We start from the raw sequence: 12,651 nt of genomic DNA on the forward strand, positions 1-12,651 counted from the left end.
AGAACACTGAGTGGCTCATGGCTTCACGCTAGGAACCGGGGTCGGCTCCGGCGCGGCGAGTAGCCCGAGTGAGGGACGAGAGGTGCGGCAAACGAGGGAGCCCGGACCCTCCTGACGGAGTGTCCGGGCTTCCTGGTGCTCAGCGCGTGTTACTGGTTCTGGTTTTCTCCGCGGTAGTACTCGAAGACCCAGCCCCACAGGCCGATCAGGATGATCGGGGCCGAGAAGTACATCAGCCACCAGCCGAAGATGACGCCGCAGAAGGCGAGTGCGCCACCGATGGCCAGGGACAGCGGCTGCCAGCTGTGCGGGCTGAAGAACCCGACCTCACCGGCGTCGTCCGCGACATCGGCCTCCTTGTTGTCCTGAGCGCCCACGTCGACACGCCGGGCCGTGAAGGCCAGGTAGTAGCCGATCATGATGCACAGGCCGAAGCCCAGGAAGAGCGCCGTGGTACCGGCCGGCTCCTTCGACCACACGCCATAGACGATCGCCATGCCGAGGATGAAGACAGCCATCCAGATGAACATCTTGCCTTGGACCTTCACTTGCCGGCCTCCTTGCCACCAGCGAGGGCCTTCTCACCGTGAGGCGCGTTCTCGAGCTGGTCGAGAGCGGCGATCTCCGGGTGGTGCAGGTCGAAGGCCGGGGATTCGGAACGGATCCTCGGCAGGGTGAGGAAGTTGTGCCGCGGCGGCGGGCACGAGGTCGCCCACTCCAGCGAGCGGCCGTACCCCCACGGGTCGTCGACCTCGACCTTCTTGCCGTACTTGGCGGTCTTCCAGATGTTGTAGAAGAACGGCAGCACCGACAGACCGAGCACGAACGAGCTGATCGTCGAGACCGTGTTCAGAGCGGTGAAGCCGTCGGCCGCGAGGTAGTCCGCGTAACGCCGCGGCATGCCCTCGGCGCCCAGCCAGTGCTGGACGAGGAACGTGCCGTGGAAGCCGATGAACAGCGTCCAGAACGTGATCTTGCCGAGGCGCTCGTCGAGCATCTTGCCGGTCATCTTCGGCCACCAGAAGTGGAAGCCGGAGAACATCGCGAACACCACGGTGCCGAAGACCACGTAGTGGAAGTGCGCCACCACGAAGTACGAGTCCGAGACGTGGAAGTCCATCGGCGGCGAGGCCAGGATGACACCGGTCAGACCACCGAACATGAAGGTGATCAGGAAGCCGGTCGCCCAGAGCATCGGTGTCTCGAACGACAACGATCCCTTCCACATCGTTCCGATCCAGTTGAAGAACTTCACGCCTGTTGGGACGGCGATCAGGAACGTCATGAAGGAGAAGAACGGTAGGAGTACGCCGCCGGTGACGTACATGTGGTGCGCCCACACCGTCACCGACAGACCCGCGATCGCGACGGTCGCACCGATCAGCCCCATGTAGCCGAACATCGGCTTGCGGGAGAAGACCGGGATGACCTCACTGATGATGCCGAAGAACGGCAACGCGATGATGTACACCTCTGGATGCCCGAAGAACCAGAACAGGTGTTGCCACAGCAACGCGCCGCCGTTCGCGGCGTCGAAGATGTGGGCACCGAACTTGCGGTCCGCCTCCAGCGCGAACAGCGCCGCGGCCAGCACCGGGAAGGCCAGCAGCACCAGCACACCGGTGAGCAGCACGTTCCACACGAAGATCGGCATGCGGAACATGGTCATACCGGGCGCGCGCATGCAGATGATGGTGGTGATGAAGTTGACCGAGCCGAGGATGGTGCCGAAGCCGGAGAACGCCAGACCCATGATCCACATGTCGGCGCCGATGCCCGGCGAGCGGACCGCGTCGGACAGCGGGCTGTAGGCGAACCAGCCGAAGTCGGCGGCGCCCTGCGGGGTGAGGAAGCCGGCCACCGCGATCAGCGAGCCGAACAGGTACAGCCAGTAGGCGAACATGTTCAGCCGGGGGAAGGCGACGTCCGGGGCGCCGATCTGCAGCGGCATGATCCAGTTGGCGAAGCCGGCGAACAGCGGCGTCGCGAACATCAGCAGCATGATCGTGCCGTGCATCGTGAACGCCTGGTTGAACTGCTCGTTCGACATGAGCTGCGTGCCGGGACGGGCGAGTTCGGCGCGCATGAACAGCGCCATCACGCCGCCGATGCAGAAGAACGCGAACGACGTGATCAGGTACAACGTGCCGATCGTCTTGTGGTCGGTGGTGGTGAGCCACTTGACCACGACGTTGCCGGGCTGCTTGCGCCGTACCGGCAGCTCGTTCTCGTACGAGTCCTCAGCCGCGGCGGCACCCTGGGGTTCGTTGAGGATGCTCACAGGTTGTTCGTCTCCCGGTTCTTCTCAGGGTCCGTCTGCTCGATGCCGGCCGGGACGTAACCGGTCTGGCCCTTCTCCGCGAGCTCCCTGAGGTGGGCCTCGTAGCGCTCGGGAGAGACGACCTTCACGTTGAAGAGCATCCGGGAGTGGTCGACGCCGCACAGCTCGGCGCACTTGCCCAGGAAGGTGCCCTCCTTGTTGGGGGTCACCTGGAAGGAGTTGGTGTGCCCCGGGATGACGTCCTGCTTCATCAGGAACGGCACCACCCAGAAGGAGTGGATGACGTCACGCGAAGTGAGGATGAAGCGGACCGTCTTGCCCTTGGGGAGCCAGAGGGTCGGGCCGGGGTTGTTGGTCTGCGGGTTCTCCTCGCCCGGGGTGCCGCACGTGTACACGCCACCCGCGTCGGCCGGGAACTGCTTCTTGAACCTGTCCGGAATGGCGCCCAGGTTCTCGTCGGTGCTCGCGTCACCGGTTGAACCGTCGACGTTCTCGACGTAGTTGAAGCACCAGCTCCACTGGAAGCCGACCACGTTGACCGTGACGTCGGGCTTCTTGTCGAGGCTGAGGAGCTTCGACTCGTCGCGAGCGGTGAAGTAGAAGAGCACCGACACGATGATGAGCGGGACCACCGTGTACAGCGCCTCGATGGGCATGTTGTACCGGGTCTGCGGGGGAACTTCGACCTTGGTGCGGCTGCGCCGGTGGAACATGGCCGCCCACAGGATCAGGCCCCAGACCAGCACGCCGGTGGCGAGCGCGGCTGCCCAGGAGCCCTGCCACAGGGAGAGGATCCGCGGAGCCTCTTCCGTGACCGGGGTGGGCATACCAAGACGGGGGAAGTCCTCGTATGTGCAACCGGTGGCGGTCGCCAGGACCAGGCCCGCAGTCAGTGCCTGCAGCAGCTTGCGCCGCATCGGGCGCCGCGGCATGGGGGTACCGCCCGCGCCCCCCAGGGCGTGGGGGAGGTCGGAGCCGTTGGGACTCACGTAGCGCCTTCCCGAGAGTCTCGCCCGCGCTGTTGGCTGCGGCCTTCTCTGGTCGGTCGCCGCCCTGCGTCGGGCAGGGGTTTGGATGTTTATGCGGACCAAACCCTACTGGACGCTTTTTGGGGTCGCGCGGGGAGGGTCCCCAACGCGCCGCCGGGCCCCCAGAAGGGGTGGAATGGGTGACTCCGGACCACTTCTGACGGGGGTTTGGAGACGCCCGGCGGCTCGGGGGTGCGGCGCATACGGCGACTGCGGGTTCTTCAGGGCTGGGCGCGCAGTTCCCCGCGCCCTAAAGGGGCACCCGTCACCCGGCTCTTAGGGGCGCGGGGCTGTGCCGATATGCGGCTCCGCCGCGTGGGCGCGACCAGCCCCCACGGCCCGCAGCCAACAAACCGGCCCGATGTACCCATACCTGAGCAGACCGAATAGCGTGGCGGTGTGTCCTACTTCGACGCCGCATCCTCCGCTCCGCTGCACCCCGTGGCCCGCCAGGCCCTGCAGGCCTCGCTGGACGAGGGCTGGGCCGACCCCGCCCGGCTCTACCGGGAGGGCCGGCGGGCCCGCCTCCTCCTGGATGCCGCCCGCGAGGCCGCCGCCGACGCGGTGGGCTGCCGCCCGGACGAGCTGGTTTTCACCTCGTCCGGCACCCGGGCCGTGCACGACGGAATCTCGGGCGCGCTCGCGGGACGCCGCCGCGTCGGACGCCACCTGATCGTGTCCGCCGTCGAACACTCTTCGGTGCTCCATTCGGCCGAGGTTCACCAGGGCCAGGGCGGAACGGTGACCGAAGTGCCCGTTCTGCGCACGGGCGCGGTCTCCCCCGACGCGTACTCCGCGGCCCTGCGCCCCGACACCGCGCTCGCGTGTCTCCAGTCCGCCAACCACGAAGTGGGCACCGAGCAGCCGGTCGCGGCCGTCGCGGCCGCGTGCCGCGAGGCGGGCGTGCCGCTCCTGGTGGACGCGGCGCAGTCGCTGGCCTGGGGGCCGGTCGAGGGCGGCTGGTCGCTCCTCACGGGCAGCGCGCACAAATGGGGCGGACCTTCGGGTGTCGGCCTTCTCGTCGTACGCAAGGGGGTGCGGTACGCCCCTCAAGGCCCCGTCGACGAACGGGAGTCGGGCCGCGCTCCCGGCTTCGAGAACATCCCCGGGATCGTCGCCGCGGCGGCCGCGCTGCGTGCCGTACGGGCGGAGGCGGCCGCGGAGTCGGCCCGGCTGCGGGAGTTGACGGACCGGATCCGTGCGCGGGTACCGGAACTGGTCCCGGACGTGGAGGTGGTGGGCGACCCGATGCGCCGGCTCCCCCATCTCCTCACCTTCTCCTGTCTCTATGTCGACGGAGAGACTCTGCTGCACGAGCTGGACCGTGAGGGTTTCTCGGTTTCGTCCGGATCGTCCTGTACGAGCAGCACGCTGACGCCCAGCCACGTCCTGAAGGCCATGGGTGTGCTGACCGAGGGCAACGTCCGGGTGTCGCTGCCGTCGGGCACCCGCGCGCAGGACGTGGACCGTTTCCTGGACGTCCTCCCGGGCACGGTCGCGACGGTCCGCGAGAAGCTGGGCGCTCCGGTGACCGCCCCCGCGGTGTCCGTCCAGGACGATTCCCTCGACGGCTCCCTTGTCGTGGACGCCCTCGGCAAGCGCTGCCCGATCCCGGTGATCGAACTCGCCAAGGTGATCGGCGACGTACCGGTCGGCGGCACGATCCGCGTCCTGTCGGACGACGAGGCGGCCCGACTCGACATCCCGGCGTGGTGCGAGATGCGGGGGCAGGAGTACCTGGGAGAGGAGCCGACGGAGAAGGGGACGGCATACGTGGTCCGCCGACAGGCGCCCCTTTAAGGGCGCGGGGAACTGCGCGACCAGCTCCCACGCGCCCCACAGGCAACGAAAGCACCTCAGAGGAGCCGAAACTTAAACCAGGTGCTCCTGCACCTCACCGGCGGCGTCATGCCCGTACGCCTTGGTGAACCGGTCCATGAAGTGGGACCGCCGGAGCTGATACTCCTGGGTACCCGACGTCTCGATGACCAGCGTGGCGAGCATGCAGCCCACCTGCGCCGCCCGCTCGTGCGAGACCCCCCAGGCCAGCCCCGAGAGGAACCCCGCACGGAAGGCGTCGCCGACACCCGTCGGGTCCACCTTCGCCGTCTCCTCGGGGACACCGACCTCGACCGTGTCCGCACCGACGCTCTCGATGCGGACGCCGCGCGCGCCGAGGGTCGTCACACGGTGGCCGACCTTGGCGAGGATCTCCGCGTCGCTCCAGCCGGTCTTGGACTCGATGAGCCCCTTCTCGTACTCGTTCGAGAAGAGATACGTCGCCCCGTCGAGGAGCGTACGGATCTCCTCGCCGTTCATGCGCGCGATCTGCTGGGAGAAGTCGGCGGCGAACGCGATCGAGCGGGTCCGGCACTCCTCGGTGTGCCGCATCATCGCCTCGGGGTCGTCCGCGCCGATCAGGACGAGGTCGAGTCCGCCCACGCGGTCGGCGACCGCCTTGAGCTCGATGAGGCGGGCCTCGCTCATGGCGCCGGTGTAGAAGGAGCCGATCTGGTTGTGGTCGGAGTCCGTGGTGCAGACGAAGCGCGCGGTGTGCAGCACCTCGGAGATCCGGACGGAAGCGGTGTCGACGCCGTGCCGGTCCAGCCAGGCGCGGTACTCGTCGAAGTCGGAGCCCGCGGCTCCGACCAGGATCGGCGAGGTGCCGAGCTGGCCCATGCCGAAGGCGATGTTCGCGCCCACACCTCCTCGGCGTACGTCCAGGTTGTCGACCAAGAAGGAAAGGGAGACCGTGTGCAGCTGATCCGCGACCAGCTGGTCGGCGAAGCGGCCGGGGAAGGTCATGAGGTGGTCGGTGGCGATGGAGCCCGAGACTGCGATACGCACGGCTAGGACACACTCCTGGGAGGAGGGGGATTGACAGCTAACGCTATCGGGTCTGCACCGGGACTTCGAAGCAGGCAAAACTACCCAATAGTAGGCCTTTTTTCGTAGGCCTTGCGGTGCTTACGGTTCCGTTATGACGAACCTCAAGATCCAGGGCTCCGTTCCGCTCGACCTCGAAGGCGGTCTCGTGGAGTTGCGCGGTGACTGTGCCCGGATGGTTCCGCACTGGGCGCCTCCCGCTCGGGTCACTCCCCTCCCCGTGTCGCCGTCACTCATCCATGGCGTGACCGTGCCGGTGGGCTCCGCCCGGCTGCTGGATGCCATGTCGGACTACGGGGACTGAGGGCTCCGTAGGAGCAGGAACAGGAACCGCCGGCCGTTTGCAGCTGCGGGTCGATCGTGGCTGATCGCGCAGTTCCCCGCGCCCCTCTTAGGCGTCCCGGCGCCTAAGAGGGAACCGGGCGCTCCCCCGCCGCGTCCCATGGCTGTCCCCCGTAAAGGGGATACGGGATACGACCCTGTTGTGCCCTGAGCCCGTCCCGCCCCCGGTCGGGGTGGGTCCCATGGGACAGCGGTGCGGTGAAGGAGCGATGCGGTGAACACCGAGCGACCCGACAACGACGCGGCCGAAGCCGCCGACGAGGACAAGCCGCGCCGACGGCGTTCGCCGGTGGCCGTCGCCTCGGTCGCGGCCGCGGTGCTGCTCGTCGGGGGCGGTGGGGCGTACTTCGCCGCGACCGCGTCCGGCGGTGGCGGGGGCAGGGACAGCTCCGGCACGCCGGGCGGTGACGGCACTCCGCCGCCGCTCGCCCTGGACGGCTACACCGAGGGCGGCACGAACGACACGGACGGCACTGCCGGTACGAACGGCATCGCGCCCGGCGAGCCCGACCCGAACGGCGTGACCTACCGCGCCGAGGGCGAGCTCCCCGACGGCCCCTCCTCCGCGGCCGTCTACCGGGCGAAGGGCGAGGTCACCGCGGCCGAGGTCGCCGGCCTTGCGAAGGCCCTGGATGTCGAGGGGAAACCGACGGCGGAGGGCGACGCCTGGAAGGTCGGGGCCACGAACGACGGTTTCGGGCCGGGCCTCCAGGTGAACAGGAAGGCACCCGGCACCTGGACGTTCAACCGCTTCGCGCCGGGCACCGACAACTGCAAGAGCACCACGGTATGCGAGAGCCGGACCGCCCAGGACCCCGTGGTCGACCCGGTCAGCGCGGACGCCGCGAAGAAGGCCGCCGCGCCCGTCCTCAAGGCGGTCGGCCAGGACGACGCGAAGCTCGACGCGAGCGAGCTCGTGGGCGCCGTACGCGTGGTCAACGTGGAGCCGGAGGTCGGCGGGCTGCCGACGTACGGCTGGATGACCGGCATCCAGGTCGGCCCGGACGGCCAAGTGGTGGGCGGCAGCGGCCAGTTGAAGACACCGGTGAAGGGCGACACATATCCCGTCCTCAGTGCCCAGAAGACGCTCGACCTGCTGAACGGGCCCGGGACGGGCGACGGGCGCGTGGGGATCGGCGGGTGTGTCACCCCCATGCCCATGAAGGACAGGAACGAGGTGCCCTGCGAGACGTCGACCGTGGCGCCGAAGGCCGATCCGGTCGTCGTCGAGGACGCCGTGTTCGGTCTGGCCGCGCACTTCGTGGACGGGCGGCAGGCGCTGGTGCCGTCCTGGCTCTTCGAGGTACGGCCCTCGGTCGGCAAGGACAGTTTCACGGTCACGCATCCCGCGGTCGAGCCCAGGTACCTGACCTCTCCGCAGCAGCCGGGCACGCCGACCGCGCAGCCGAGCCCGCGGTCGAGCGAGCCCGGTGGCGGGTCGACCGAGGCGCCGGCGACGCGGGACGTCAGGGTCGAGGGCTACAGCGCGGACGGCAAGGAGCTGACCGTGCGCTTCACCGGTGGCGTGTGCAGCGACTACTCGGCCTCTGTCGAGGAGACCGACGACACGGTGACGGTCCGGGTGACCGAGACGCCGCAGAAGGACAAGGTCTGCATCATGATCGCCAAGGTCTTCCACGAGAAGGTCGAGCTCAAGGAGCCGCTCGGGGACCGGAAGGTGGTCGACGCGAAGGGCAAGGCGGTGCCGAAGGAGAAGGATCTGCCGACGCCGACCAAGTGACACCACGTGACGCCGAGCAGGTAGCGCACGGCCCCGCGGATACGCGAGAGGCGGCGCCCCGTTGGAGGGGGCGCCGCCTTTCTGCGTACGAGATCGGCTCCGCGTACGTGGCGACCGGCTCCGCGCACGTCGCGACCGTGCCGCCGGCCAGGCTTACGTACGGCCGGCCAGGGCTTAGCTGAAGGAGTCGCCGCAGGCGCAGGAACCCGTCGCGTTCGGGTTGTCGATCGTGAAGCCCTGCTTCTCGATGGTGTCCACGAAGTCGATGGAGGCGCCGCCCAGGTACGGAGCGCTCATGCGGTCGGTGACGACCTTCACACCGCCGAACTCCTTGACGACGTCGCCGTCGAGGGAGCGCTCGTCGAAGAAGAGCTGGTACCGCAGGCCGGAGCAGCCGCCGGGCTGAACGGCGACGCGCAGTGCCAGATCGTCGCGGCCTTCCTGCTCGAGCAGGCCCTTGACCTTGGCCGCGGCGGCTTCCGACAGGAGGATGCCGTCGCTCACGGTGGTGGTCTCGTCCGATACGGACATCTGCTTCTCTCCCGGGTTGTACGGAGACTGCTTGCCGACGGTTGCAACCGGCGGGGCCGCGGATTCATTCCGGGCCGAGCACGTGTCTTTCGCTTGTCTCTTCATGCTCGCACACCCGCCTGGAAGCGGAAAATGCCCTGTGGACAACCCCCGGACGTCTTCGGGGCGTTCGCCGGGGCATTCGCCAGGGGATTCACGTCACATCGACGTTATGGGCATCGTCAAAGTGACATGAAGCGGTTATGATAGATAGCGTCATTTCGACGAAAAGGCTTGTTTCGCTTGATCGTTCCAGTCGATCCAAGCGAGCCGCAGAACAGAAAGGGTGCGTGTCGTGACCACCGCCCAGACCCAGGATCTCGACGTACAGCCGACGCCCCTCGCCCTGCTGCTCCTCGGCCGCGAGGCCGACCCCAGGAGCGAGCGCGGCGTCGAGTGTCCCGGTGACCTGCCCTCGCCGTCCGACCCGAATCTGGTGGAACGCGCCCGCGCGGCCAAGGAGAAACTCGGGGACAAGGTCTTCGTGCTCGGCCACCACTATCAGCGCGACGAGGTCATCCAGTTCGCGGACGTCACGGGCGACTCCTTCAAGCTGGCCAAGGACGCCGCCGCGCGCCCCGAGGCCGAGTACATCGTCTTCTGCGGTGTGCACTTCATGGCCGAGTCGGCGGACATCCTGACCTCCGACGACCAGAAGGTGGTCCTGCCCGACCTGGCCGCCGGGTGCTCGATGGCCGACATGGCCACGGCGGAGCAGGTCGCCGAGTGCTGGGACGTGCTGACCGAGGCGGGGGTGGCCGAGCAGGTCGTGCCCGTCTCGTACATGAACTCCTCCGCGGACATCAAGGCGTTCACGGGCAAGCACGGCGGCACGATCTGCACCTCGTCCAACGCCCAGCGGGCGCTGGAGTGGGCCTTCGAGCAGGGCCAGAAGGTGCTCTTCCTTCCCGACCAGCACCTCGGCCGCAACACCGCCGTCCGCGACCTGGGCATGTCTCTTGAGGACTGCGTCCTCTACAACCCGCACAAGCCGAACGGCGGCCTGACCGCCGAGCAGCTCCGCGACGCCAAGATGATCCTTTGGCGGGGCCACTGCTCGGTGCACGGCCGCTTCTCGCTCGACTCGGTCAACGACGTGCGTGAGCGCATCCCGGGCGTGAACGTCCTCGTCCACCCCGAGTGCAAGAACGAGGTCGTCTCGGCGGCGGACTACGTGGGCTCCACGGAGTACATCATCAAGGCCCTGGAGGCGGCTCCGGCCGGCTCGAAGTGGGCCATCGGTACGGAGCTGAACCTGGTCCGGCGCCTGGCGAACCGTTTCGCTCCCGAGGGCAAGGAGATCGTCTTCCTCGACAAGACGGTCTGCTTCTGCTCGACCATGAACCGCATAGACCTGCCGCACCTGGTGTGGACTCTCGAGTCGTTGGCCGAGGGCAACCTGGTGAACCGCATCGAGGTCGACCGCGAGACCGAGCAGTTCGCGAAGCTGGCTCTGGAGCGGATGCTGGCGCTGCCGTAACTCGGTGCCCGGCCCCGCTCACCCCGAGGCGGGCTTCCGCTCGGGGTGAGCGGGGTCGAGGCTGAAGACCGTGCCGTCCGGGATGGTCACCACCAGCGCCCCCTCCTGGAGCAGCACCTCGGGCTCGACAACGAGGCCGGACGACACCTTCTCGGCGCGTGGCAGCGTCTCCCACAGCAGCGTGCCCTCGCGCGCGTCGAGGGCCGCCACGCGGCCGCTGGCACTGGCCAGGTACAGAGTCCGCGTCCGCGGGTCGTACGTAGGCAGGCTCGGCAGTTCCAGGCTGGTCGAGATCTGTTTTCGCAGCGGCTTGCCCGTGCGGGCCGACACGGCGGTCACCCGGCCGCTGGAGGCGGCGAACCACAGCGTGCCGTCCACCAGGGTCACCTGTCCCGCGTACTCCTTGGCCAGCTTCGTCGTGCTGCGGGCACCGGTGACCGGATGGACCAGCAGGATCCGGTCGTACGGCGCCTCCTCGCCGACCAGCACCTCCCCTCGCTCGTTCGCGGTCAACTGCAGGAAGAGCAGCCGGCCGTCGAGGACCCCGATTAGGGCACCGTTGTTCGGCGCCGTCAGCCGCCGTGTCGAGCCGTCGGTCGGGTTCAGCTGCAGGATGAGCCTTTCCTCGAGTTTCGTTGTGTCCGGGAGGCACTCCAGATACAGGCCCTCGCCGGCCTCGGTGAACGCGCAGTAGTGGTTCGCGGGCACCCGTTTCGTCCAGCGCTCGGCGCCGGTACGCGGCGACAGGGCCACCAGCGAGCGGCCGCTCTTGTCCGGCGTCACGACCACGCCGCCGGAGAAGATCATTTCGACGTAGGTCTCATGCACCGTACGGCTCCAGAGCCGCTCACCGGTCTCGGCGTCGAGGGCGATGATGTCGGTCGGGTCGGTCTCGGTGGATTCGCCGATGATCTGCTGCTGCACCAGCATCACGCCGTCCCGGACGCCGAGGGGGTAGGCGGAGTACATCGCGCTGTCGGTGCCGGAGGGCGCGATGCCGGCGCGCCAGACGGTCTTGCCGGTCCGGCCGTCCAGGCGTACGGGAAGGACTCCGTCGCCCCCGCAGAAGACGGCGTCCTCGTGCACCAGACACTCGGGCCCGCCCTCCGTCCCACCGTGCACGCTCATGGCCTTCTTCGCGCCTCGCGGGGCGCTCTCGTACACCGTCGTCTGCCACGGCTTCCAGCCGTCGGGCAGCGCCGCCCCCTTACCTTCCGCCTGCCCCGGCCCGATCAGCAGATAGGCCGTCAGCCCGAGAACGATCGCGCCGACCGTGCCGGTGGCGGCCCACAGCGGGCGGATACGGCTCCGCAGGCCGGGCCGGCCGTCACGGCCCGAGTCGGCCACCGTCCCGGGGCGGATCTCCACCATCGCCTGCGCGGCCCGGCCCAGTGCCACCGTGGGCAGGTCGCCCGCGTCCCCCTCCGGCAGGGCTGTCGCGAACTCCCGTGCCAACTCGTCGAGTCCGGGCCGTTCCGCCTCCTCCTTGACCAGGCAGCGCTCCAGGACCGTGCGCAGCGGCCCGCCCACCCCGTCCAGCTCAGGCTCGTCGTGGACCACCCGGTAGGCCGTCAGATAGGGGCTGTCGGTGTCGAACGGGCCCCGCCCGGTCACGGCGTACACCAGCAGCGCCCCGAGCGAGAACACGTCCGAGGCCGGACCGACCGTGCGGGCGTCGGTGAGCTGCTCCGGGGACATGAACGGCGGGGTGCCGATCATCTGGCCGGTCTCGGTCAGGGTCTGGTTCTCCGCCGCGCGCGAGATGCCGAAGTCGATGACCCGTGGGCCGTCCTCGGCCATCATGACGTTCGCCGGCTTCAGGTCGCGGTGCACGACCCCGGCCCGGTGGATGTCGCGCAGTGCCTCCACCAGACCGAGCGCCAACTTCCGCAGCTCGGCGTTCCGGAGCGGGCCGCGGTCGTGGATCCGTTGCGCGAGCGAGCGGCCGGACACGTACTGGGTCGCCATCCACGGCCGCGACGCCTCCGGGTCGGCGTCCACGACTGGTGCGGTGAAGGCGCCGCTCACCTTGCGGACCGCCTCGATCTCCTGCCGGAACCGGGCCCGGAAGACGCCGTCCGCGGCGTACTGGGCGTGCACCACCTTGACGGCGACCTCGCGCCCCGAACGCGCTCTGCCCCGGTAGACGACCCCCATCCCCCCGGCTCCGAGCCGGTCGACCAGCTTGTACCCGCCGACCGACTTCGGGTCGTCCCTGTGCAGTGGCACCGCCCGAATCCCCTTCCCCCATAAAGCAGTTCGAGCCCACAGGATACGTAACGGCACACGAGGGCTGCCGGGTACCGAGCCGTTCTGGGCTCGG

At 68.7% G+C, this 12,651-nt stretch carries 10 protein-coding genes; 4 read left to right on the forward strand and 6 right to left on the reverse strand.

Annotation, left to right across the window (positions count from 1 at the left end; translation table 11 throughout):
• Positions 1 to 149 precede the first annotated feature (149 nt).
• From ACTWQR_RS36055 to ctaC, 3 genes are read right to left on the reverse strand one after another with little or no spacing between them, the layout of a single operon-like run.
• Positions 150 to 548 (reverse strand): cytochrome c oxidase subunit 4, encoded by a 399-nt coding sequence (locus ACTWQR_RS36055; protein WP_443231442.1) that lies wholly within the window; start codon positions 546 to 548, stop codon positions 150 to 152.
• The gene (ctaD, locus tag ACTWQR_RS36060; protein ID WP_443231443.1) at positions 545 to 2,281 is read right to left on the reverse strand and encodes an aa3-type cytochrome oxidase subunit I; all 1,737 of its coding nucleotides are present in this window, start codon (positions 2,279 to 2,281) and stop codon (positions 545 to 547) included. The genes ACTWQR_RS36055 and ctaD overlap by 4 nt, the downstream gene beginning before the upstream one ends.
• Positions 2,278 to 3,270, reverse strand: coding sequence for an aa3-type cytochrome oxidase subunit II (ctaC, locus tag ACTWQR_RS36065; protein WP_443231444.1), 993 nt, complete (start codon positions 3,268 to 3,270; stop codon positions 2,278 to 2,280). Before ctaC ends, ctaD begins: the two co-directional genes overlap by 4 nt.
• Before the next feature lie 438 nt (positions 3,271 to 3,708).
• Between ctaC and ACTWQR_RS36070 the strand changes: the two genes are divergently transcribed.
• Positions 3,709 to 5,109, forward strand: a complete 1,401-nt coding sequence (locus tag ACTWQR_RS36070; RefSeq protein ID WP_443231445.1) for a cysteine desulfurase/sulfurtransferase TusA family protein — start codon at positions 3,709 to 3,711, stop codon at positions 5,107 to 5,109.
• 72 nt (positions 5,110 to 5,181) lie between these two features.
• Here the strand turns inward: ACTWQR_RS36070 and ACTWQR_RS36075 are convergent, their stop codons facing one another.
• Positions 5,182 to 6,156, reverse strand: a complete 975-nt coding sequence (locus tag ACTWQR_RS36075; RefSeq protein ID WP_443231446.1) for a carbohydrate kinase family protein — start codon at positions 6,154 to 6,156, stop codon at positions 5,182 to 5,184.
• 133 nt (positions 6,157 to 6,289) lie between these two features.
• Here ACTWQR_RS36075 and ACTWQR_RS36080 point away from each other — a divergent pair, with 133 nt between their 5' ends.
• Both ACTWQR_RS36080 and ACTWQR_RS36085 read left to right on the forward strand, forming a co-directional pair.
• Entirely contained in the window at positions 6,290 to 6,499 is a 210-nt protein-coding gene (locus tag ACTWQR_RS36080; protein WP_443231447.1) for a hypothetical protein, read from the forward strand.
• A 252-nt stretch (positions 6,500 to 6,751) separates the two neighbouring features.
• Complete coding sequence (locus tag ACTWQR_RS36085) at positions 6,752 to 8,278, forward strand: hypothetical protein (RefSeq protein WP_443231448.1); 1,527 nt, start codon at positions 6,752 to 6,754, stop codon at positions 8,276 to 8,278.
• Between the two features lie 174 nt (positions 8,279 to 8,452).
• Here the strand turns inward: ACTWQR_RS36085 and ACTWQR_RS36090 are convergent, their stop codons facing one another.
• Entirely contained in the window at positions 8,453 to 8,809 is a 357-nt protein-coding gene (locus ACTWQR_RS36090; RefSeq protein ID WP_443231449.1) for a HesB/IscA family protein, read from the reverse strand.
• Between the two features lie 334 nt (positions 8,810 to 9,143).
• On the opposite strand from ACTWQR_RS36090, the gene nadA reads away from it, so the two are divergent.
• Positions 9,144 to 10,328, forward strand: coding sequence for a quinolinate synthase NadA (nadA, locus tag ACTWQR_RS36095; RefSeq protein ID WP_443231450.1), 1,185 nt, complete (start codon positions 9,144 to 9,146; stop codon positions 10,326 to 10,328).
• 18 nt (positions 10,329 to 10,346) lie between these two features.
• On the opposite strand, the gene ACTWQR_RS36100 is transcribed toward nadA, so the two are convergent.
• A complete protein-coding gene (locus tag ACTWQR_RS36100; protein WP_443231451.1) occupies positions 10,347 to 12,557 on the reverse strand; it encodes a protein kinase domain-containing protein in 2,211 nt (736 codons plus the stop codon).
• Positions 12,558 to 12,651: the final 94 nt, after the last annotated feature.

This window comes from Streptomyces sp. 2A115, from assembly GCF_052245575.1.
GTDB lineage: Bacteria > Actinomycetota > Actinomycetes > Streptomycetales > Streptomycetaceae > Streptomyces.

What these genes read in the sequence shown, in the direction of transcription:
- ACTWQR_RS36080 (WP_443231447.1), top strand. Translation starts at nt 6,290, where the DNA reads ATGACGAACCTCAAGATCCAGGGCTCCGTTCCGCTCGACCTCGAAGGC.
- ACTWQR_RS36090 (WP_443231449.1), bottom strand. Translation starts at nt 8,809, where the DNA reads ATGTCCGTATCGGACGAGACCACCACCGTGAGCGACGGCATCCTCCTG.